Source organism: Acidisoma sp., from assembly GCF_035492295.1.
In the GTDB taxonomy this organism is placed as follows: Bacteria; Pseudomonadota; Alphaproteobacteria; order Acetobacterales; family Acetobacteraceae; genus Acidisoma.
The window spans coordinates 1-22,448 of record NZ_DATJJK010000278.1; the positions used below are offsets into that span (position 1 = coordinate 1).

The window sequence follows — 22,448 nt, forward strand, 5'->3', positions numbered from 1 at the left end:
ATACTGACCCGTTGCGTCGTTTCCGACGAGAACGACCGAATGAACCGGCTTCTTTTCCATCAATGGTGCCAAAAGCGCCAACACGCCTTTTGCCGTGCTGCCGCTGCGCTGCCACTCCTGGGGTTCGGTCTGAAAGGCATAGTGGAGCCAACCGCCCGGGGCGACGGACTTGGCGTCGAGCGCGCTGCCAAGGGAACTATTGCCGGAGAACTGCAGCACGTTGGCGGGTCCGGTAATTTTCGCCATTGCTATCGAAAAATCGTGCGTTTCGGTGCCCCAGATGGCCTTTACGCCGATGTCGTTCACGAGTTCCTGAGCCGCCGCGATCGTAACATTCACGTCGGTTCGATTGTCCCGGATGTAAAGTTTGATTTTATAGGTTTTATCTCCGACCTTGATTCCACCGCCGCCATTGATCTTTTCAGCGGCTAGTTTGGCGGCCGCGACGATCGTATTGCCGGCAGAAACAAACGACCCTGACTCCGCAGCCACTACACCGACTTTTAGCTCCTGATCCGCGGCGAGAGCGCTACCCGCCATCACCGTGAGCAAACCCATTGCCGCAAGTCCTAGCCCAAACCCCAATCTTTTCATCCGTTCCTCCGTCCTTCTTTTCTTGGCTCGTACAGCCAACGGGACATTGTGATGGTGAGGCCGTGTTATCGTTCGGGATTACCCAAGGCGTATTCACCCGGTTGTCAGACAACCGGGTGACAGTAACTTTTGGCAAAAGCACTGTCAAGAAAAGACGCAGACGTCCATCAAACTTGCAGCAATTCTCGGCAAACTTCTTCCACCTGCGCGGCGGCCCAATTATATCCGGCGCCGTCGCAATAGTTCGCACAGGCTGCCCAGGCAGGCAGGCGGTCGAGGACGGCCGAACTTGGCCTTACTTGATGATCGCGATCTTGCTGCGGTCGATGGTGACAAATACCGCGAGGATAAGGGCCCCACCGAAGACGATCTGTTGGGCGAAGATATCGACGCCGACGAAGGTCATGCCGATCCGCACAATGGAGACGATCAGCGTGCCGACAACGGTGAGGCCTATATTGCCAATACCACCCGTAATGGCTGTCCCACCGACGACTACGGCCGCAATAGTCGGCAGCAACAACTGGCTCGCGAGATCGGGTGAGCCGCTGCTGAGGCGCGCAGCAAGCAGCACACCGCCGAAGGCCGCGCAGGCACCCGAAAGGCCAAAGGCCATGATCTTGTAGCGGTCAACCGAAATCCCAGCCGCATGCGCGGCCGGTTCACCGGCGCCGATGGCCGCGCTATAGCGGCCAAAGCGTGTATAGCGTTGAACGAACATGCCTCCGGCCGCGAGTATCGCTGCGATCAGAATCACGTTCGGGATGCCGAAGATGCTCCCGGTGATCCAGCGAACTTCGTGTCGCCCCGTGTCAAGCAGAGCAACGGATCGCCCCTCCTCCATCAGGAGCGAGAGCCCCGTCATGATGCCTCCGGTCGCGAGCGTCGCGATGAAGGATGGAATGCGTAATTTGACATGGACGAAGCCGCTGCAAATCCCAACCGCGAGCCCGATCAGAACTGTCAGCGGAAAGGCCGCATAGCCGAGGCTGGGGAGAAGTTCAGCAACAACCATGCTTGCAAACGAGGCGCCAGCCTGCACCGAAAGATCGATTCCGCCGAGCATGATGACCAAGGTCATGCCGGTCGCCATCACAAAGAGGACGGAGGCATCGGAGAGGACAACCGAGAGATCCTTCGCCCGCAGGAAGCCAGGCTCCACGATACCGATGCCGAGAAGCAGCAGGACGAGAAGTAGTACTGGCGTGAAAGGGCGGACCCGGCTAAGAGCCGCGCCCGGCGCCATTCCGACCATATCGGTCTTCGCCATGATTAAACTCCTCAGACCATGTGTTCCAGCACGGCCACTTGGCTTGGCTTGGCCTCGGCGGGAGCGTCGAGGCGCCCGGTGATCATGCCATCGCGCATGACAAGGATCGTGTGGCAAAGCCCAATTGTCTCTTCCAGTGTATCGGAGGTGAGAATGATACCCACTCCCTGGGCGGACAGATCGCGAATGAGGTCATAGACCTCACTCTTGGCACCGACATCGAGGCCCCGCGTCGGATGGTCGAGGATGAGTATGCGGGATTTTGCCGTCAACCAGCGTGCCAGAACGATCTTCTGCTGGTTGCCGCCACTGAGATTGCGGCAGACCTGCGCGGCGCTCGGCGTGCGGATGTGTAGCCGCCGGATCCAATCATCCGCAATCGTCCTCTCCCGCCCGTGGTCGATCATATTGTGTGTCATTGCAACGTCGAGGTTGGCGAGGGTCATGTTGACGGCGACAGAGAGGTCCATAACGAGCCCCTCAACCCGACGTTCCCGAGGAATATAGCCTATGCCCGCAGCAACCGCCTGCGTCGGCGATCGCAGGACGACCTCCTGGCCATTCACCTTCAGCGTGCCGCCGGTCTGCGGCAGAAAGCCGAACAGCGTCCGCATAAGCTCCTCGCGGCCCGACCCAATGACGCCGGCAACGCCCAGCACCTCACCCCGGCGCAGGGTCAAGTCCACCGATTCGAAAGCCCCGCGCACGGTCAGCTGTCGCGCCTCCAGAACAGGTTCGGCGCCCGGCACCCCTTGCCGGTCCTCGCGGTAGTAGCCGGAGTGCAAGGCTCGCCCGACCATCATGGCGTGGAGTTCGGGTACCGTGGCCTCCGCCGCCGGCCTTTCGGCCACCACCGCTCCATCCTTCAGGACATAGACGCGGTCGCTGATCTCCAACACCTCATCCAACCGGTGGGAGACGAAGATGAAGCTCGCTCGCGACTTGAGCGACCGCATGCGATCGAAGAGAATTGCGATGTCGCGCGATTCCAGCACCGACGTCGGCTCATCGAGAAAGATCGTGAGCGGCGCCGTTGTCCGCTGCTCCAGCGCCAGAGCCTTGGCGAGTTCCACCATCTGCCGGGCGGCGAAGGTCAGTTCGCCTGCTTTTGTGCGCGGATCAACGTCGAGACCGACCCTGGCAAGATGGGCGCGGGCGACCTCGTTCATGCGCCGCCTGTCCAACAGGCCGAGCCGCATGAACTCGCCCTCCTGCGCCAGATGGATGTTCTCGGCGACGGACATGTTCAGAAGCAGCGATTGCTCCTGAAAAACCATCGCGATGCCGCAGGCATTGGCATGCCGGCTATCCCTTAAGGAGACCGACGTGCCATCTATCAAGATGCGGCCGCTATCCGGGCGGACGGTGCCCGCCAGCACGCGCATGAGCGTTGATTTCCCGGCGCCATTTTCCCCGATCAGCCCGACGACTTCGTTCGGACGAACCTCGATGGAAACCTCCCGCAACGCGTGCACGGGGCCGTAGCTTTTGCTGATCTGCTCAACGTTCAGCACAGGACCCTCATTTGATTACCAACCGCGCGCCACGGCGTACGGAGAGTGCTACGGCCGCGATAATCATCAGTCCCTGTACCGTCTCATGTACGTAGGGCGAGATACCCAAAAGCACCATGCCATTGGCGAGCACGACAACCGTCAGCGTGCCGACCAGTGAATTGACCACGCCGCCCCATCCGCCTGTCAGCGCTGTGCCGCCGACGACGACCGCAGTGATGGTCATGAAAAGCCGGCCGTCCGCGATCGTGGTATTGGCTTGGCCGAGCTGTGCGCTCGCAAGCACCGCGGCGATTCCGGTGAAAAAACCAGCGAGCGTGAAGGCCAGGATACGCGTGCGGGCGACCGGGACGCCGGAGAGCTTGGCGATATCTTCCCCGCCGCCAATCGCATAGACGTATCGACCGAAGCGGGTGCGCCGTTCGATCAGAAGCGCCAACACAAAGACCGCCGCAGCAACCCACACGGCCATCGGGAAATAGCCGATTCGGAGAAAGGCCATGGCCCGGACGCGCGGATCGAGCACCCGCACGGCAGTCCCGCCCAGGATAACCGTGCCAATGCCAAGCCCAACAAACCACATTCCGAGTGTTGCCATGAAAGAGGGAATGCGCAGGCCCACATGCACAAGTCCGCTGACCAGGCCAAGCGCCGTGCAGGCCAGCAGGGCGAACAGCGGCCCCAGCCAACCGAAATTATTGGTGTTCGTGTCATTGGCACAAAGCAGCGCCACGATCATCGCACCGACACAGAGTATGCCCTCGATCGAAAGATCGATGCTACCCATGAGGATGACAAACGTAGCCCCCATAGCAAGGATCAGTGGAATCGCTGCCTGGTTGGCGACGCCCCAAACGAGGTTACGGAAGCTGAAGAATGACGGGCTTAGAATGCCTAGCAAAATGCAGAGTGCAACGAGAACAAGCAGCGGGGCCATGCCTGCAAGCCGCCGCTTAAGCCACGACGGGCGCCCCGCCCCGCGTCCGTCGCCCGTCGTGAGCGCCGAAACTCTCGCTCTCGCGGGAAGTTCAGGCATCTGTGGCGGCGAGTCCATCGCGCCTTCGGCCACCGGTCTCAGCTATAGGAAATCGGACTCGCCACGCGATTCCACAGGTTGGTCCAATCGATTTGCGGATGGCTATCGACCTCTGTCTTGATATAGGTATCGACGTTCGCGCGTGTAATCTTGACGGTTGTCGCATTGAATTCACGGTCAATGCGCGGTTCCTTCGCCGGGTCGAACTTGCCCTGGGATGCCTCCAGACCCATCGAGAGGCCGATGCCGCCCTGCCAATAGGGATCGGAGGTAACCGTGCAGACGAATTCACCAGCCTTCACAGCCTCAACGGCAGCTTTAATGCCGTCGATGCCAACAACAGGAACCTGACCGGCCAAACCTTGCGAACGCAACGCCTCCAGCGCGCCCGTGCCCATATCGTCGTTTGCAGCCCAGACGCCTTTGATTTTTGGCCCGAACCGCGTAAGCCAGGAACTCATGATGTCGAAGGCCTTCTGAGACTGCCAATCGGCCGTCTGCCAGTCCAGAAGAGAGATGTTAGGATTCTTCTTCAGCGCCGCCAGCATGCCGCGGCGCCGGTCGATCGAGGCGGAATCCGAGATGATGCCGCCAATAGCGACGAAGCCACCCTCGTTCCCCATCGCCTTGAACAGCTCATCTGCAATGTAAGCACCACTGCTCGCGCCGTCGAATTCGATGTGGGAGATATAGTGAGGGTTGAAGTTCCAGGGGTGCAGGTCGGCCGGCTTGTTCCACCAGGTCACGACATAGACGCCGGCTTTCGCACAGGCCTCGACGATCGGCCGGGCATCGGGTGTATTATTGGGGTCGACGTTCAGAACCATGTGCCCATTGGTCTTGGCAATCATGGCATTGATGTCGGAGATGCCTTTTTCGCTATTGCCTTCGGTGACGAGCGTGACGTGGGCAAGACCCGTCTGCTTGGCGAAGGCGTCTGCGCCCACCTTCCATACCGCGTGATAGGGGTTGGACAGCGAGCGGATCGAGGTCACGAGCATAGGAGGTGAGTCTGCCCGTGCATATCGTGGCAAAGCTCCCGCCGCGACCCCGGCACCCAAAGCTGCCGTGCCCGCCAAAAACCGCCGACGATGGACGGCCGCCCGAAACATCTCGTGGTCAATCGCCATTTTGTAGGTCCCTCGGAAAGACGACCTTTGCGGTCGTTCTTGTAATTGGTCAGATCTTTTCGTCGCGGATCGCCGCCTAAAAGAAGCTCACTTATATGACAACCGTCCTATAGGATGAGCCTACTCAAAGGCTTGAGATCCGGCAAGCTTAGATTAGCAGGCAGACCGAAGCCGCTGTCACCGGAAGCTCGTCCGCTGTGATTCGCCCGTTTTCCAGCAACGGAGCCACGCCAATACTTGCAGAGTAAAACTACAACTGAGGTCTTTGAGGCATTTGTGATTGGAGAGTCAGCTACCCCATCACCGCAGGAGCACCGGACGGCGCCGGTTGGGCTGTCGATGTCTTAACAATACAGTTCAGAACATCCCGCGCCGGATCGCCTCCCCTCCCGTCGTCAAAATAGATCTCGTGGCGGGAGATCGTCGCGGCTGTAGTCAACAGTCACGAAACGACCGCCTTGCAAGTGTTCGGCAATCCTATCCTCCGTCATGATAGATTCAACGCGTTCAATAAAGCCGTCGGAGCTGTCCTTGGGTGTCCAGCCAATGCGGGCGCGCCCGTCCGCCCCCCAGAAGCTCCGGCTATTGTTGGACGCGCCCCAAATCACGGTAAAACCGATCCGTTCCGCTTTCGCACAGCACTGCATCAGAGAGACAAAATCATCATAAGACAGCCAGGTCGAGAGAAACCGGCGATCGGTCGGCTCCGGAAGCGTGGATCCAATTCGGACGACGACGCTTTCAACCGCGTGCTTTTCCCAATAAACCCGCGCGAGCATCTCGCCATAAGCCTTAGACAGGCCGTAGTAGCCGTCTGGCCGCAGAACGCAGTCCTGGTCGAGTTTCTCGCTTCTCTCATACAATCCTACGACATGAACCGAAGACGGGAAGACCACGCGCGCACGGTGGCGCCGAGCCGCTTCGTAGATATGATAGGTTCCCCGATAGTTTGGTCCGAGTGTCTCCTCGAAGGACTGTTCCGTTGAAATACCGCCATAGTGAAGAATGACGTCGCAGTCTTTTGCGGCATTTATGACCGCGTCCTTGTCCTCGAGCGCCAGCTCGACGAAGGTTGCGCCGTGAGGGATCGTGTCCGGAAACGGCCTCATGTCCGTCAAGCGCAGGTGCCAGCCGCATTCGCTGAGGCGCCGGGCAAGCAAGCGTCCGAGATGGCCGGAGGCTCCGGTCAATAGCGCTATTGGTTGGCGGTTGTTTAGCATACGCGTCTCCGGCTCTGTTTCCCGTCGTGACACTAGGCGACCGGCATGCCGCAGCGCTCCATCAGCTGCCTCAGCGACGTCCCTTCCTCAGTCGTCAGATCCACCAGCGGTGTTCTTACCCTGCCGCAGTCGCTCCCGCTGATACGGACACCAGCCTTGACGATTGAAACGGCGTAGCCGGCACGCCTGTTGCGAATTGCCAGATACGGCAGAAAAAACCGCCGCATGAGATCATCGACAACCGCCTGCTCTCCGGCGCGCCAGGCCCGAAAAAAGGTCAAAGCGGTCTCCGGCGCAAAATTGTAGATGGCCGAGGAATAGGTGGTAATCCCACTATTCGGCGTCGCACTCGCGTAAACTTCTGCCGTCGGCATGCCGCCTATGAAGATGAAACGATCCTCCAGACGATAGCGGAGATTGACGAGCATCTCCGTGGCGCCGACGCCGTCCTTCACGCCGATCAGATTTGGGCAGCTTTCTGCAACCGCCAGAAGGGTATCGGCCGAATAGATCGCGTTGTCGCGGTTATAGGCAATGACCCCGATCCCGACCGCACGACACACCATCTCCAGGTGGCGCCGCAGTCCCTCCTGCTCAGAGTTAACGAGGTACGGCGGCAGTGCGAGTATGCCGTTCGCGCCGGAAGCCTCCGCGGCCTTCGCCATGTCGATGGCCATTTCCGTGCCGTAGCCGACGCCGGCCAAAAGCGGCATGTGGTCGGGCACTTCCTCCGCCGCCGCTCGGACCACGCGCCGATATTCATCGAAGGTGAGAGAGAAGAATTCGCCCGTACCTCCGGCCGCAAACAACGCGACAGCGCCCGCTACGCCCTGATGCGCGACGTGTTCACGATAGCCTGCTTCGTTGAAGGCACCCGATTCATCAAAATAAGTCACGGGAAATGACAACAGCCCGCTTGTCACGCAAGCCGCCAACTCACTCGGAGAAAACGTCACAGATCCGGACTCCATTCGAATTTCGTCTCACGGGCTGTCGCCGGGAGGCAGGATGAAATGAGAATAACAAGAACGGCTCAGGGCTCGACCGCCGCCGGAATGTCCAATTCTTCCGGGCGCATGAGCCGCCCGAGGCCGGACTTGACGGTCCGCGTCAATTCCTCCTCGGTGATGTCTGAGGTAGAGACATCCAGAACGATCTCGCCAGAATGAAGGAAGTTTATGCGATCGCAGACTTCAAAGATTTGGCTGTAATTGTGAACGATCAGGATAATGGACACCTCCCGTTCCCGTCGAAGCTTCTGAACCAAGCCAAGTACATGAGCACTTTCACGCACACCCAGTGCCGCCAGCGGCTCGTCGAGGATCAGGACACTTGGGGATGAATAGATCGATCTCGCAACTGCAACGCATTGCCGTTGGCCACCCGAGAGCCGGTCAACAGTGCTGTTCACGTTCGGAATATTGATGCCGAGTGTGGCGAGATATTCTTCGGCCATGCCTCGCATCTTCTGGTTGTCGAGTAACTTCATCCCGAACATGCGCTTGTGATATTCACGCCCGATGAACATATTGTGATAGATGCTCAGATCGCCGATCAACGCCAGATCCTGATAGACAGTCTCGATCCCTTCGGAGCGCGCGTCACGTGGCGAATCGAAGCGGATCGACTTTCCTTTGGAGGTGATCTCCCCGCTGTCCGGCTTGTGATATCCGGAGAGCACCTTGATGAGGGTCGATTTGCCGGCCCCATTGTCTCCGACAAGCGCCAGAACCTCGCCCTTCCGAAGCTTGACGCTGACGTCAACCAAGGCTGTCACCGCACCGAAGCTTTTGCTGACATGCGCCATCTCGAGTACCACCGGCGCTTCAGCGCTGAGCGGTGGGATCGTGTTATGAGACATTAGATCCGCCTCCGCGCGCGCAGTCGGTTGACCTGCACGTTGAGAATCATCGCCGCCAGGATCGCGGCACCGAGATAGATGTCTGAGACCGTGGCCTGGGCGCCAACCATGACCAATCCATTATTGAGCGTCGCTACAACAAAGGCGCCGATGAGTGCGCCGATGACCGTGCCCGATCCACCCAGCAGGGATGTACCACCGATGACTGCGGCCGCGATCGCCTGAAGCGTCAGAAACGGGCTTCCAGCCTGTGGGTCAGCCGAAGAAAACTGCACGGTGTTGATAATGCCAGCGAAAGCAGCCAGTCCCCCGGCAAGCATGAAATTGTAGATTTTGATCCGATCAGTTCTGACGCCTATCTCCCGCGCCCCGACGATGTTGCTGCCCGTCGCGACGGTATGCAGGCCGAAGGTCGTCCGATTGAGGACGAGGGCGATGATGAGAACCGCAGCCAAAGTCCAAAGGAACGGCGTAAAGGCCGTTACCGCATGCCAAGACAGAAGCGAATCGCTTGGTCGAAACAGGTTTTGACCGAAAATCGCATTGAATGGCTCCTGTATGGGAGCGACAATGGGCTGGCTGTCATTTATCCACACGACAATGCCTTGGAACAGGAAGAGCGTGCCGACCGTCGTAATCAGAGACGGAACTCGAAACCTCACCGTCACCACGCCGTTCAGAATACCGACCGCGATACCCATGCTCAGGCTGATGATGGCAGCCAAGGGAAGCGGCACGCCCAGAGAATTTGCCATCAGCACCATGCTGTAAGGTGCGAAGGAGTAGACGCTGCTGACCGAGAGGTCGATCTCACCAGTGATCATCAACATTACTTCGGCAATGGCGATGAGACCCAGCCGGCCAGTATCCCGCAGGACAACACTCATAAACTGCGATGTCAGGAACTGACTGTCACTGCCGATCTGAAAATAGATGACGAGAAGAATGGCGACGAGCGCGATACTTGCTTCCCGATAGCGAGAAAGGAGGGTCAGTATCTTGTCGACCGGCGTGGTCGGTGTATGAAAGCCGACGCTGCGCTTCCCGGTCCCGCTGAATGTTGGGACAGGGTTAGTTTTTGTCTTAAACGCTATTCCCACGGTCCTCGTTTCCTAATCATCATCCTGCCCACTTGAATGATCGGCTACTGCTCGCAAAGCACGTGGAGGAGCGCGACGCGACTTTGTGCAATCTAGGCTCTGCCGATGACGCGGACGGAACGAACACCCCATCGACAGAGCGCGTTGATGATCGAACGGCTAGACAGGCTCAGCCCGAGCAGTGCCTTCGAAGCGGGATTTTCCTAGATAATGGTCGATATTGTCTTTGGTCACGTAGGCTTCGCTGGTGTTCGTGTCAGCAGTGCCAACCAGTCCTTGGGACAATTTCCACATATACATCTGCTGTACGGGCAAGAAGCCCTGAAGATAGGATTGCTGATCCGTCGTGAATGTCATATCGCCGGATTTGATATAGCCGAGAGTCTGCGGGAAGAGATCAAAACCCGCAACGATGACGCCCTTTTTTGCCAGGCCATATTGGGCAGAGACGAAGCCAGCGGCGTAGGTATCTGAGCCTCCGGTCGTGAATATACCGGCGACGTTCTTGTGGCTGAGCACATAACTGCCAATACGCGAGATTTCGGTTGCCGCATCCACCCCGGTATTGATCACATCGTAGGTGACCGGATTGCCATTGTCCTTGATGCACTGGATATAGCCGTCAAGCCGCGGCTGCTCGTTCAAAGAGCCGGGCATGCCGATGGACAGCATCACATGGCTGCCTTTCGGCACCATTTTCAGCCATTTTTCAGCGATGTTATAGCCGGCCTGGAAGAGAGGCTGCCCGATATAGGCCAGGCGCTTGTTCGGGCTGCCCTTGGGCACATCGGCATTGAAGGCGACCACGGGAATACCGGCGGCCATTGCACGCGCTGTCGCGGCGTCAAACGCCGTCGGATCGACCAGGCATACCGCAATTCCGTCGGCCTTTTCGGCGATGGCCGTTTCCATTGCGTTGACCATCTCAGACACGACGTTGTTCTGAGATCCCGTCCATTGATACCGGCAGCCAAAGGCCGCACACGCATCCTGAATGCCGTACTGAGCCGGAACAAAGAACTGGTCCAAGGTCACATGGCAAACAAAGACAAATTTGAAAGGTTTCTTGGGCAGCCCGGGATAAGGCCCTGACTGCGCCTGGGCGCCGTTCCCTGCGCCTGCCATCCCGATGGCCCCGGCACCTGCCGCAGCCAATAAGCGTGCGGCAGATCGCCGCCCCATGCCCGGCGCAACCGCCCGACTCAAGCCAAGGTCGTTGATTTGATCCACACGAGCCTCCCGTTTCTTTTTTCTTTGGGGCAAGGACCGGCACCGCCGATCGCCCTGTGACCCTGTAATCAGGTTACATTGTAATATGACAAATTTTCTGTCAATGTCTTTTCACGTCCGGCGCGGACCGGGCAAGCGAAGGGAAAAGAGAAAAAGAAAATGACAAAGGCCTTTGCCACCCGTCGTATCGGGAAGACTGACCTCCATGTGACCGAACTCGGATTGGGCGGCACGCCCTTCGGAAATATGTATCGACCGATGGATCCCAAGGATGTCACAGCCACCGTCGCCACTGCCATTGACGCCGGCGTGCGTTATTTCGACACAGCCCCGGTCTATGGCTTCGGCTTAAGCGAAACGCGGCTGGGCGAAGGCATCCATGCACTGAGGCGCCAGGATATCGTTGTGTCATCCAAGGTCGGCTACAGTTTGGTGCCCATCAGCCCAGCCGAGCTCAAGCCCCAGCTTTGGGCCGAGCCTCCCGCAATGCGGGCCGACTTTGACTATTCCCGCGACGCCGTGCTGCGTGGCGTCGAGAAGAGCCTGAATCGACTCAAAACCCCCTATATCGACATGCTCGCCATCCACGATCCCGATGAGGCGGTCGATGTGGGTGCCGGTGTCGATCCATTCAGCAAAAGTCACTTCAAGGCCGCGATGGACGGCGCCTTCCCCACTCTCGCCGAACTCCGCGCCCAGGGCGTGATCAAGGCGATCGGGGTCGGAATTAATCAGTGGCAGATGCTTTGTGAGTTCGCAGAAGCCGGCGATTTTGACTATTTTCTCCTGGCGGGCCGGTACACCCTTCTTGATCAGGACTCGATGGATAGGCTGCTCCCCTTATGTGAAAAAAAGTCGATTAGCCTGATCGTCGGGGGTCCTTACAATTCAGGCATTCTCGCAACCGGCGCAGTCCCGACGGCGACCTATGACTACCGGCCAGCGAGCGATGCGATCAAACAGAAGGTCCGAGCGATCGAGGCGGTCTGCCGTCGCCACAACGTCCCTCTCCAGGCTGCCGCGTTGCAGTTTCCACTCCTGAACCCGCTCGTCGCCAGCGTCATTCCAGGCGCGCGTTCGGTAGAAGAACTGAGCGCCAATGCGCGCTATGCGCGTCATCCGGTGCCCTTGGAGTTCTGGCTCGAACTCAAGTCGGAAGGGCTGATCGACAACCGTTCGCCGATAGGTGGATACTCCTGACGGTTCCGAGGCCAATCGGAAGACACAAATCGCACTGAGGAATGGCTTATGCCCGAACCATCGGCTGAAGACCTGCGGATAGCCCCTTCACCCAGCCGGACTGCTCAGCTTGCCGAGCGGATCGGCCGGGACATCCGCGCCGGGCGCCTACAGCCGGGCGAAAAGCTTCCAACCGAACAGGAGCTGATTGCCCAATACCACGTGAGCCGAACCGTCGTTCGGGAAGCAATGGCAACGCTCCGTTCAGAAGGGCTTATCGTGAGCCGGCAAGGAGCCGGGGTCTTCGTGGCAGACCATACCTCCGCTCGCCCTTTTCGCATTGTGTCCGAGGAGCTGAAATCGCTCGTTGAAATTGAGAACGTGCTGCAGCTTCGTTTAGCGGTCGAGGTTGAGGCCGCAGGGCTTGCGGCCGAGCGGCGCACCGATGAAGACGTCGCGGCGATTGGCCAAGCCCTCCGGAACATCGACGAGGCAATTGCAAAGGGCGCTTCGGCTGTCAAGGAGGATCTCGACTTCCACTGCGCCATCTCCGCCGCAACAGGAAACCCTTACTTCCCAAGGTTTATCCAGTTTCTCGGACCAGTGATCATCCCCCGCCAAACCATACGGGTTGGCCTCGAGACGGTGGAGGAACGACGCTTGTACGTCGGCCAAGTTCAGAAAGAACATCGACAAATTTTCGAGGCTGTGCGCACCGGAGACGGCAAATTAGCCCGGCGGTATGTAAGAGACCATCTCGAAGCAAGCCGTGATCGCTATCGCAAATTGGCGGCTGGGCATAATCGGTAGCCTGGCGGCCACCCGCAGTGCTTGGCATCTGCGGACCCCAGTGACCCAGGCCTCGCTGTTGCCAGCGCGCTGCAGGGGAAGGACCTCGTAATAACCTTCGGCGCCCCCAACGGACAGGAGCTTGCGATGAGCATCGCCCTGAAAGGCTTCCAGTTGGCCTATCGTCGACTAAGCCAGTAAGTTACGCGGCTCTGGGCATCATGTCCTGGGTGGCGCAACAACGCCGCCCTGCCTCAACCGGTCTCACGAATGGCTCGGTTCCCGCGGCGGTCAAGCGTTCAATGCATGATATGGCAACCTATCGGGGTCTTCGGTGGCTATGATGGGCAAGGCGGCGGCCGGGGTCCGCGCGGTCTTCGGAAGCGTCTACGCGTCGGGCGGCCGGATCATCCGACGGCTGATCCTCTGTTTGCCCTCGAGACGATCGAAGTAGCGGGTCACTTCGCTCGATGCACCCCCCAGATGCAGATAATCTTGGTTGAAGCCGGCTTTTGCCTGGAGACCCTTGACATCGAGCAGACTAAGGACCCTTTGCTCCATCGTGATCAATCCATGTGTTCTGAATTCCTTCAGGACGTGATTCACATGAACGGGTGTCAAACCCAGCGTGTCGGCCAGCTCGACCTGCGTCAGCGGCAGCCGGAACGTCTCTCCGTCCGTCAGTCCCACCGCAGCGTGCCGCCAAAGCAACTCGCACAACAGGTAGGCGACACGGCCACGTGCGTCGCGACGACCGAGCGAGACGATGCGCTCGCGCAGCATCGCCTCCTCTTGTAATGAACTCCACCACAGGGCCGCGGAGATGCGCGGGCGATGGGAGAACAGGTCCATCATGCTGTCGCGCGGAATCCAGGCGACGCTCACCGGCGTTATGGTGCCGATCGAATGGTCCATGGCCTTGAGCAGGAACGCATGTACGTCGCACAGATCGCCGGGAATGATGAACGTCATGATCTGACGCCCTCCATCCGGCAGGCTGCGATAGCGGATCGCCATACCGTCCTTCAGGAGAAACACCGATCTCGGGACCATGCCCTCGCTTACAATGTCCATGTCAGCGTTGAAGCGCTCGTCCTGCACCGTGAGGCCGTCGAGAATCTGCCGGTCGGAGTCCGACAGCGGCGCAAAGTGCGAGAGCTTGCGGACCAGGGGGCTATTGCCGCTCGAGACAGTGGCGGAGGGCTCACTACCCCGTTCTGGTGAGCGCGCCATGCGATGGCTCCGGCGAGATATAGAAAATTATGCCAGTTAAGTGCCAGAAGCGATCCGGGTTAGTAAAGTCCCTAAACAACTGGCTTGGCTTATGACACCGGAGTTTGATGGTTACCGGAACATGGCGGAGATGGGGCGTTGCCAGAACCCTGGTTTTTGGTGCCCACCGCAGAAGCCGGTCACGACATCGCTGCGCGTTCTGGGTCCGCAGCGGCGGAAATGCTTCGCGCTATAGTTCGCAGGAGCGTGATTGATTCCAGACTCACCACAACGCTCTCGCTTACCCCGGCGATCTCCTGCTTGACCTCGATAACACCGTCTATGGCGTCTGCAGCCTGATCTTTGTCGATCACCCCTTTGTCGATAAGCAGGAGCAGCACACTCTCGCAGAGCATGAGGGCGGCTTGGCCGTGGGGGTCAGGTGTCATTTCCATCGAGCAGTATAGCGCCAATTTGCGGCCATTGTCGCTTAACCAGGTTGGGTTTCGGCTGCCCCGGGGGAGTTCGCTGTTGCTGCACTGCAACAGATTTGTGCCCGGTAGCCGAGACGAGCATCGTTCCTACCGGCGGCCTTAGCTCCGCCGCTCGACGAGATGCCGCTCCCAACGGTTACGGGAACAGTCTGGTGTCGCTTCCGGAAAGGCCGAGCGAGTTGTTGACGGCGGAACGTCAGCGCTGCCACGGACGCTTTGGGCGAAGCTGGCAGGCCGGCCGAAGGGGCCGACAAAATCGCACCGGCAACAGCAATCGTTCGAAACGTCATGGGATAGTCCGGTTGCGTGCTACACAGCATGAGCGGTGATTCATCTCCAAAAACGATTCTTGTCGTCTCAACCGGTTCACGGCATAGGCCGGACAATCCGGAAGCTGGTCACCGCGCAGCAATCCAAGAAAACTTATACCAGTTGAATGCGCGAGACAGGCAGGCTTGATAGCTTATCTCAACAGGCAGCCTTGCTTGCTGTATGGGAGCAGGCGGAAAGAGCACGCTATGCCAACAACAGTCGCTGACCTATGGCTTCTGACCTATGATAATCGGCCCGCGGACATCCGGGCACCTCTGTTCACGTCGCGTCAGATCGAAGGCGAGATCCGGCGGGCTAATGAGGAGCGCCGCAGCGGTCGGACGGATTGGACAGCGATCGCCCTCGAAGAGGTAATCTGGGCCTATGTGAACAGGGTCGCGACCCATGCTGAAGCTGGAAGAGGACGGGTTCTCCGCGGACTGCGCCGCGAAGCCAGAAGCATTCACTAACGTGGCGCCGATGGAACAGGATCCAGCGGGGGCAAACGTCATTTTTTCCGATGGCTATTCGGCGGGTAGACTGTGCGACCGCCGAGAAGGGCATCCGGCTGATTGCGCATAGGCGCCCCGGGTCCCAGACCTGAATGACCCCCAGGCGCGCCCTGACGCATACCGTTGGCATAAGCGCCGGTCCAAGCCGCCACCGGCCTCGCACCGCGACCGTCTGCGCATCTCGGCCTGACCGGCCCTGCCTCAGGCGTGGGCCGCGACGAACTCCAGAAGCTCATCCTCGTTCGGCGGCTTTTCCAGAACCTTGGTGATGCCGAGCTCGGCGGCGCGCTCTCGAATCGCCGGTGTCGGCGCCGCCGTCACCAGCATGATCGGAATATCCAGCGCCCGATCCTTCAACGTTTCGGCCAATTCGAGACCGGTCATGAGGGGCATGTGCTGGTCGAGGATCATGCAGCTCGGCGCCAGATCCGACGCATCGAGGTAAGAGAGCGCCGAGGTGAACGCTGCCACCCGGAAACCCGCCAGTTCCAACATGAACTGATAGGATTCGAGGACGGCGAAATCATCGTCCACCACGGCAATATTGCCGGTTGTCACTTTAGCCATCCGCTTACCGGCTCCTCCCTGGCACAAAGATAAGTGTTTCCCGTACCTTGCTTAACGATTCGAGACTAGATCGGCCTTGATCTATGTCAGTTCGAATGGGCGCGCGCCTAGAGAGGCTCGGCCTGCGCTCCGAGACCAGGAGCTGCAGGCACGTCGAACAGGAAAGTCGTCCCTTGCTCGGGCACGCTCGTCACAGTCAGTTGGCTGCCATGGGATTCCACGATCGTGCGGCAAATCGACAGTCCGACGCCGAGCCCATCCGCTTTGGTGGTGACGAAAGGCTGGAAAAGGCGCGCCTGCACTTCATCACTCAATCCCGAGCCGGTATCGGCGACCGCGATCTCCACCCGCTCGCCCACACGCCTGGCGCGCACGGTCAATCGCTGCAGGGGCCTGCCCTCCATCGCCTCAACGCCATTGCGCATCAGGTTGAGGAGCACCTGCTGCACCTGCACGCGGTCGATGAAAACCGCCTGCGCGTCCGCCGGAATATCCTGGATGAGCGCCACCCGACGGCTCATGCCCGCAAGGACAAGGGCCGCGGTTTCAAGGACCAGCGCCTCCAGATCCTCAGCCGACCTCGGCCGTTCTTCCTTCTTCACGAGGCTTCTGAGGCTCTGGACGATGGCACGTGCGCGTTCCGTCTGCTCGGCCACCTTTTCGATCCCCTGGCGCAGCAAGGGCGGTGAATCGTCGTTCAACAGCCGGCGCATGCCGCGCAGATAGTTGGCGACGGCGGTCAGCGGCTGGTTCACCTCATGGGCCAGCGCGGAGGCCATCTGGCCAAGTTCGCTGAGCCGCGCAACATGCATCAGTTCCGACTGGAGTTCTGCGAGGCGCCGATCACGATTCTCACGTTCGGTCAGATCGCGGACGAAGCCGGTGAAGCGGCGCTCGCCGGGGGCCGTCGCCTCGCCAATCTGCAAATCCATGGGAAAGGTCGTACCGTCCTTGCGAAGGCCCGCCACCACCCGGCCGATGCCGATGATCCGCCGGTCGCCCGTGTCCCGGTAACGTTGCATATAGCCGTCATGCGCCGCCGAATAGGGTTCCGGCATCAGCATCGAGACGTTGCGCCCGACGACCTCTGCGGCGGCATAGCCGAACATCCGCTCTGCGGCCGCGCTGAAGATTTTGATGATCCCGCTCTCGCCGATAACGATGAAGCCGTCCGGATTGCTGTCGAGGATCGAGCGCAGCAGCGCTTCCCGCTGCTGAAAGGCCTCGGCCAGCCGCTGCGTCTCGCTCAGATCGCGGGCAATATCCGATATGCCGATGACCGCGCCGTCAGGGCCGAGGATCGGCGAAAGGGTGAGGGAGACCGGGATGATGCGGCCGTCTTTGGTGACCCGTTTCGTCTCGAAATGCGCGAGGTATTCGCCGCTGCCCACGCGATCGAGGATCGACATCTCCTCCGTAGCGCGATCGGGCGGAATGATGCGGCTAACCGACTGGCCGATGATCTCGGACGCCGGATAGCCGAACAGGCGTTCGGCGGCGGCGTTCCAGTAGGTGATCTTGCCCCGCCGGTCCTTGCCGATGATTGCGTCATTGGAGGAGGAGGCGATGGCCGCCAGGAAAGGCCGCACATCCTCATCTTTCTGCCCAGCCACCTCCGCCACATCATCAGACCGGGACATCCATCACCTCTTCCACCTCATGTCATCCTGCCGCGGCTGGTCCGGCCAGGGCCATCGCTCGGTTCGAAGTCTCCGCTCCCCTGCTCCGGCGGCCGTGCCGCCAACACCAGACGCACGAGATCGGGCAGGGTCTCGACGCCGAGCTTCTGGAGCACGCGGGCGCGGTGCACATCGATGGTGCGCGGACTCGTGCCGAGAACCCGGGCCATTTCCTTGTTTGAATGGCCCTCAGCCAGTAGGTGGAGCACCTCGCTCTCGCGCGGGGTCAGGGTCGCAATGAGCTGAGAGGCCCGCTGGGCGGCCCGAAGGGCGCCGAGCGCCTGGCGGTTTTCTGCCAGTGCTCGCCGGACGGCGTGCAGCAACTGATCCTCGGCAAAAGGTTTTTCGAGAAAATCGACAGCGCCCGCCTTCATTGCGCGCACCGCCGCGGGGACATCGGCAAAACCGGTCATAACGATGACCGGCAAGCGTACGCCCCGGTCGGCGAGCCGGCTCTGCAGTTCGAGCCCATCCATGCCGGGCATATGGAAATCGGTCAGAACGCAGCCGGCAGGCTGCAGAGACGTGCTCAGCAAATCACTGGCACTTGCATAGGTCACCGGTGCTAATCCTTCCGATTTCAAAAGAAACTCAATCGAAAGCCGGACCCCCTCGTCATCGTCGACGACATGGACCGTTTGCACCACGTCCATCCTGAACCCCTCACCGCCGGACACTGCCTAGCAAATCCGATAACGGTCTCATCTATCAGCGGCCGAGAGACAGCCAGCCACGCCTCACAACGCATGCGCGTTCAACAGAATAAGTACTACCACGTACGTGGCCAAACGAATTTTGCCTAATGGGCGAGCCATGCATTGTCCCCATGTCAGAATTCATTCGGAGACAGCCTGCCATGTTTGCATCCCCGTTCATCTTTGCGAACAAGATTGAGGCAGCACCGGGCAAGAATTTTGGCCTCCCCGTTCTTGCCGCTGCTTCTGCCGCGATCGACGGATTTCGCATCGGCCCGGCAAGCGCCGCGCTTGGACACGTGGAAAATACCGGCGCGCTGGTCGATATCGAAAAAGGCTGCGACATCATTGCCCAGGGCGATGCCGCCGAATATTGTTTCGAGGTCGTCGAAGGATGCGTGCGGAGCGTACAGCGCCTCGAGGACGGACGCCGTCAGGTCAGCGACTTTCTGATGCCGGGCGATGTCTTCGGCCTGGATGCCGTCGGCGAACACGAGTTCGCGGCCGAGGCCGTAACGGCCGTCACCATCCGGCGCCTGCGCCTGTCCACCGTGGAACTGCTGGCCGAGGAGGATGCCGCCTTCGGGCAACGACTGCGCCGTCACCTGACCCGCCAGGCCAAGGCCATGCGCAGCCGGATCGTCCTCCTGGGTCGCATGACCGCCGCTGAACGGATCGCGGCCTTCCTGCTCGAAATGACGGAGCGGCTGGAAGGATCGAGGCAGGGCATCGTGGAGCTGCCGATGAGCCGGGGCGACATGGCGGATTATCTCGGCCTCACGATCGAAACGGTTTCCCGCTGCCTGTCCGATCTGAAGCGCTGCGGTGTCATCTCCGTCAAAGGTGCGCATATCGCCATCCACAATCGCCGGGCGCTGACTGCCGAAACGCTTCACTGAGGACGGTCATCGGTCTGCCCGTTGACCGAGTGTGCGTCCAGCATGGGGCTCCGCGTCCTGCGGTTCTGACCGGCGCGCATCTTCCACGATATTGTCGCTGGTGCAGAATGCCAAAGCGGGGCAGAGCGGCCCGTACGCCTCTCACGTTTCCGGAATGCCCTTGCGATGATCTTTGGCCGATGCATGCGGGCGGGCAGCCCGGCGGAAATCTTCCTGGCTTTCCTGCGCCTTGGTCTCACAGCCTTTGGCGGACCCATCGCCCATCTCGGCTATTTCCGGCAGGAATTCGTCCTTCGCCGCGGCTGGATCGACGAGCCGGGCTATGCCGATCTCCTGGCCCTCTGCCAATTCCTTCCGGGACCGGCCTCGAGCCAGCTCGGCTTTGCACTGGGTCTTCGCCGCGGCGGCGGCATTCTGGGCGGCCTCGCCGCCTGGGCGGGCTTCACCCTGCCTTCGGCTCTGCTGCTGCTCGTTTGCGCGCTCGTGGCGGGGCGTATGCAGGGGCCGCTTGGCCAGGCCCTGCTGCACGGGCTGCAACTCGTTGCCGTCGCCGTCGTCGCACAGGCGGTCTGGGGCATGACCCGAAGCCTGGCGCCCGACCGGCCGCGCGCCGGCATCGCGCTCGCCGGCCTCTGCCTCGTGCTGTTGGTTCCGCAGAGCCTGGTGCAGCTCGGCGTGATCGCGCTCGGCGCCCTGGCCGGGCTGCTGCTCTGCCGCCAGGCTCCGATCACGGCCACAGGCCATGTCACTGGCCCGGTTTCCCGACGGGCGGCGGCCATGGCCCTGCTGCTCTTCCTGCTGCTGTTCCTGATACCGAGGACCGGATTCTGGGGCGGGCTCGGGCATTTCTCTGCCTTTTACCGGGCGGGTGCCTTCGTCTTCGGGGGCGGTCATGTCGTCCTGCCGCTGCTGCAGGCGCGACTGGTGACGCCGGGCTTCCTCGGCGAGCATGATTTTCTCGCGGGCTACGGACTTGCCCAGGCCGTGCCCGGGCCGCTCTTCACCATCGCAGCCTATCTCGGCGCCGCCATGGCGGCCGCTTCCCATGCCTCGGGCGCGCTCGTGCTCGCAGCCGCCGGCATCGCACTCGCCGGCATCTTTCTGCCGGGCCTGCTTCTCCTTGTCGGCATCCTCCCCTTCTGGGACCGGCTTCGCTTGCATCCCAGCGCCCAGGCCGCGATGCGCGGTGCCAATGCCGCCGTACTCGGCCTGCTCGGTGCTGCCCTTTATACCCCGGTCTGGACCAGCGCCGTGCGGGGGCCGCCCGACGTCGCGGTCGCGGCAACCGGCTTCCTGCTGCTCACGGTCTGGAAGGCACCACCTTGGAGCGTCGTTCTCCTTCTCGCCGCCCTCGGCATGGCGGGCGTTTGACAATCTTCACGTCTCGTTCATATTCATCACGAAGTCGTTATGTTTTATGAAACCTTATCTCCGTAAAAGCCATCTGTCGGCGCGCCGACGCGCTTTCAACTTTACCCAGGGCGGATACCGCTGCCATGCAGATGACCGCACCCGAATCTGCAGCCATCTCCGATCACTGGGCGATCTGGCTGCTGCACCAGCGTCATGGCGATGACGCAATCTATCGCACCCATCTTCACGCCAGACTGCAGCATTATGCGGATCGGGTACTGGACGCGGCGAAACTCGCTCACGGCGCCCGCCTGCTCGACATCGGTACCGGAGACGGGCTGGTCGCCTTCCGCGCGTTGGAGCGTATGAAGAACCAGCTTGCCGTTACCATGGCCGATACCTCCGTCTCCATCCTGCGTCTGGCGGAAGGTCTCGCGCGGCAGCGGGGCGTCGCCCGTCACTGCCGTCTCTTGCAAACCGATGCACAGGATCTCGCTCTCATCGAGGACGGGACACTCGATGCCGTCACGACGCGATCGGTTCTGGCCTATGTGCCGGACAAGCCCGCCGCGTTCCGGGCCATGTATCGTGTGCTCAAGCCCGGCGGCCGGCTTTCGATCGCCGAACCTGTGATGCGGGACGATGCGCTCAACGCTATCGCCCTTCGCGCCGTGCTGGACCGGCGCGATCCAGATAATGAGGACCAGCTGTTGCCGCTGCTGCACCGCTGGAAGTCCGCGCAATACCCGGACTCGACTGAGCGGCTGGAGGAGACGCCGATGACGAACTATACGGAACGCGATCTGCTGCGCTTCGCTCAAAATGCCGGCTTCGGCGATCTCGATCTGCAATTGCACATCCACGTCGATCCGCCACGGCCCATCACCTGGCAGACCTTTCTCAAGATATCCCCTCATCCCCTGGCACCGACGCTCAGCGCCGTGATGGACAAGCGCTTTTCGGAACCGGAGAAGAGCTTTTTCGAAAGCGTGCTGCGCCCGGCAATCGAATCCGGCAACTATCCGAGCAGCGAACGCATGGTCTATCTCTCGGCGACCAAGCCCGCCTACAACTGACCGCGGGCCGCGGTCAGATCTCCGCCCGATCGCGCTCACTGCGCTGCCGGTTACGAGGCCGCGGCGTCGTTATGGTGATGCCGCGTCGGACCCAGAACATGCGGCGCAGGATGTCGTGGCCGAGCAGGTGATGCAGCACCGCGATGCCCGCGTGACCGAAGAGATAAATCCACATCAGGTTGGCCATCGTCTTGTGCAGACCGAGCGCGAGATGGCCGATACTCGATCCCGTCATGACGAAATAGAGCGTCCCGGTCGCCGCCATCCCCGTGAGGGTCAGCAGCCCGAGCCCGTGCACCGCACTTGCGAAAGCGCCGTCGCTCTCGGCCAAGGGATCGCGCTGCAGAATGCTGCGAAGCTGGGCGATCGCATCCCTGATCACCGCCCCGATGGCCGGGGGAGAGAACCAGGGGAACAGCCTGCCGATGGTCGTCTCGCCACGCCGCACGAGGGTCCAGAGCCAGAAGCCGAGGACGAGACCAAAACTGCCCATGCCGACATATTCATGCAGCGCATAGAGGGTGGAGGGTGCCTCGCCGGGAAACGGCCGGCTCATGAATTGGCTGCTCCCCAGTTGATTGATCACGGAGAGGAGCAGCAGAAGGTGCAGAAGGCGGGTCGCATGCGAGCGCCGCGCTTCGCCATGCGCCACGCTCTGATAGACCGCTGCGCGCGACAGCAGGCTACGACGCAGGATCTGCCTCGGTGCGATGAAGCTCATGAGGA

21 protein-coding genes are annotated in these 22,448 nt (G+C 60.6%); 5 read left to right on the forward strand and 16 right to left on the reverse strand.

The genetic code is table 11. The features are described 5' to 3' along the window. The 10 genes from VL752_RS20635 to VL752_RS20680 all read right to left on the reverse strand — a co-directional run. Positions 1 to 558, reverse strand: a 558-nt coding sequence (locus VL752_RS20635) for an ABC transporter substrate-binding protein (RefSeq protein WP_325358257.1), incomplete at its 3' end; no start/stop codon positions are given. A gap of 331 nt (positions 559 to 889) precedes the next feature. Then, positions 890 to 1,864 (reverse strand): ABC transporter permease, encoded by a 975-nt coding sequence (locus VL752_RS20640; RefSeq protein WP_325358259.1) that lies wholly within the window; start codon positions 1,862 to 1,864, stop codon positions 890 to 892. An 11-nt stretch (positions 1,865 to 1,875) separates the two neighbouring features. Continuing rightward, positions 1,876 to 3,378: a sugar ABC transporter ATP-binding protein gene (locus tag VL752_RS20645; protein WP_325358261.1), complete on the reverse strand. Its 1,503-nt coding sequence runs from the start codon at positions 3,376 to 3,378 to the stop codon at positions 1,876 to 1,878. A gap of 7 nt (positions 3,379 to 3,385) precedes the next feature. Beyond that, positions 3,386 to 4,447: an ABC transporter permease gene (locus VL752_RS20650; RefSeq protein ID WP_325358263.1), complete on the reverse strand. Its 1,062-nt coding sequence runs from the start codon at positions 4,445 to 4,447 to the stop codon at positions 3,386 to 3,388. Positions 4,448 to 4,452: 5 nt separating this feature from the next. After that, the gene (locus tag VL752_RS20655; protein WP_325358265.1) at positions 4,453 to 5,544 is read right to left on the reverse strand and encodes a sugar ABC transporter substrate-binding protein; all 1,092 of its coding nucleotides are present in this window, start codon (positions 5,542 to 5,544) and stop codon (positions 4,453 to 4,455) included. A gap of 395 nt (positions 5,545 to 5,939) precedes the next feature. Beyond that, on the reverse strand, positions 5,940 to 6,764 hold the full coding sequence (locus tag VL752_RS20660) for an NAD-dependent epimerase/dehydratase family protein (protein WP_325358267.1): 825 nt from the start codon (positions 6,762 to 6,764) through the stop codon (positions 5,940 to 5,942). 32 nt (positions 6,765 to 6,796) lie between these two features. Continuing rightward, positions 6,797 to 7,720, reverse strand: a complete 924-nt coding sequence (locus VL752_RS20665) for a 5-dehydro-4-deoxyglucarate dehydratase (protein WP_325358269.1) — start codon at positions 7,718 to 7,720, stop codon at positions 6,797 to 6,799. 77 nt (positions 7,721 to 7,797) lie between these two features. Further along, positions 7,798 to 8,625 (reverse strand): ATP-binding cassette domain-containing protein, encoded by an 828-nt coding sequence (locus VL752_RS20670; protein WP_325358271.1) that lies wholly within the window; start codon positions 8,623 to 8,625, stop codon positions 7,798 to 7,800. Then, positions 8,625 to 9,725 carry an ABC transporter permease gene (locus VL752_RS20675; protein WP_325358273.1) on the reverse strand — a complete coding sequence of 367 codons (1,101 nt, stop codon included), beginning with the start codon at positions 9,723 to 9,725 and terminating at the stop codon, positions 8,625 to 8,627. The genes VL752_RS20670 and VL752_RS20675 overlap by 1 nt, the downstream gene beginning before the upstream one ends. A gap of 159 nt (positions 9,726 to 9,884) precedes the next feature. Next, the gene (locus VL752_RS20680; RefSeq protein WP_325358275.1) at positions 9,885 to 10,955 is read right to left on the reverse strand and encodes a sugar ABC transporter substrate-binding protein; all 1,071 of its coding nucleotides are present in this window, start codon (positions 10,953 to 10,955) and stop codon (positions 9,885 to 9,887) included. 159 nt (positions 10,956 to 11,114) lie between these two features. On the opposite strand from VL752_RS20680, the gene VL752_RS20685 reads away from it, so the two are divergent. Both VL752_RS20685 and VL752_RS20690 read left to right on the forward strand, forming a co-directional pair. Beyond that, entirely contained in the window at positions 11,115 to 12,155 is a 1,041-nt protein-coding gene (locus tag VL752_RS20685) for an aldo/keto reductase (RefSeq protein WP_325358277.1), read from the forward strand. A gap of 48 nt (positions 12,156 to 12,203) precedes the next feature. After that, positions 12,204 to 12,944: a FadR/GntR family transcriptional regulator gene (locus tag VL752_RS20690; RefSeq protein ID WP_325358279.1), complete on the forward strand. Its 741-nt coding sequence runs from the start codon at positions 12,204 to 12,206 to the stop codon at positions 12,942 to 12,944. Positions 12,945 to 13,310: 366 nt separating this feature from the next. Here VL752_RS20690 and VL752_RS20695 read toward each other — a convergent pair whose 3' ends face one another. From VL752_RS20695 to VL752_RS20715, 5 genes are all read right to left on the reverse strand, one after another. Continuing rightward, positions 13,311 to 14,156, reverse strand: a complete 846-nt coding sequence (locus tag VL752_RS20695) for a Crp/Fnr family transcriptional regulator (protein WP_325358281.1) — start codon at positions 14,154 to 14,156, stop codon at positions 13,311 to 13,313. 179 nt (positions 14,157 to 14,335) lie between these two features. Further along, positions 14,336 to 14,590 carry a hypothetical protein gene (locus tag VL752_RS20700; RefSeq protein WP_325358283.1) on the reverse strand — a complete coding sequence of 85 codons (255 nt, stop codon included), beginning with the start codon at positions 14,588 to 14,590 and terminating at the stop codon, positions 14,336 to 14,338. Between the two features lie 1,064 nt (positions 14,591 to 15,654). After that, on the reverse strand, positions 15,655 to 16,020 hold the full coding sequence (locus VL752_RS20705) for a response regulator transcription factor (RefSeq protein WP_325358285.1): 366 nt from the start codon (positions 16,018 to 16,020) through the stop codon (positions 15,655 to 15,657). A gap of 107 nt (positions 16,021 to 16,127) precedes the next feature. Further along, complete coding sequence (locus tag VL752_RS20710) at positions 16,128 to 17,660, reverse strand: PAS domain S-box protein (protein WP_325358287.1); 1,533 nt, start codon at positions 17,658 to 17,660, stop codon at positions 16,128 to 16,130. A 17-nt stretch (positions 17,661 to 17,677) separates the two neighbouring features. Next, positions 17,678 to 18,352, reverse strand: a complete 675-nt coding sequence (locus tag VL752_RS20715) for a response regulator transcription factor (RefSeq protein WP_325358289.1) — start codon at positions 18,350 to 18,352, stop codon at positions 17,678 to 17,680. A 203-nt stretch (positions 18,353 to 18,555) separates the two neighbouring features. Here VL752_RS20715 and VL752_RS20720 point away from each other — a divergent pair, with 203 nt between their 5' ends. The 3 genes from VL752_RS20720 to VL752_RS20730 all read left to right on the forward strand — a co-directional run bounded on the left by VL752_RS20720 (position 18,556) and on the right by VL752_RS20730 (position 21,722). After that, complete coding sequence (locus tag VL752_RS20720; protein ID WP_325358292.1) at positions 18,556 to 19,293, forward strand: helix-turn-helix domain-containing protein; 738 nt, start codon at positions 18,556 to 18,558, stop codon at positions 19,291 to 19,293. 165 nt (positions 19,294 to 19,458) lie between these two features. Next, positions 19,459 to 20,664: a chromate efflux transporter gene (gene chrA, locus VL752_RS20725; RefSeq protein WP_325358294.1), complete on the forward strand. Its 1,206-nt coding sequence runs from the start codon at positions 19,459 to 19,461 to the stop codon at positions 20,662 to 20,664. 125 nt (positions 20,665 to 20,789) lie between these two features. Further along, positions 20,790 to 21,722, forward strand: coding sequence for a class I SAM-dependent methyltransferase (locus VL752_RS20730; protein WP_325358296.1), 933 nt, complete (start codon positions 20,790 to 20,792; stop codon positions 21,720 to 21,722). Between the two features lie 13 nt (positions 21,723 to 21,735). Here the strand turns inward: VL752_RS20730 and VL752_RS20735 are convergent, their stop codons facing one another. Continuing rightward, positions 21,736 to 22,443 (reverse strand): cytochrome b/b6 domain-containing protein, encoded by a 708-nt coding sequence (locus VL752_RS20735; protein ID WP_325358298.1) that lies wholly within the window; start codon positions 22,441 to 22,443, stop codon positions 21,736 to 21,738. Positions 22,444 to 22,448 lie beyond the last annotated feature (5 nt).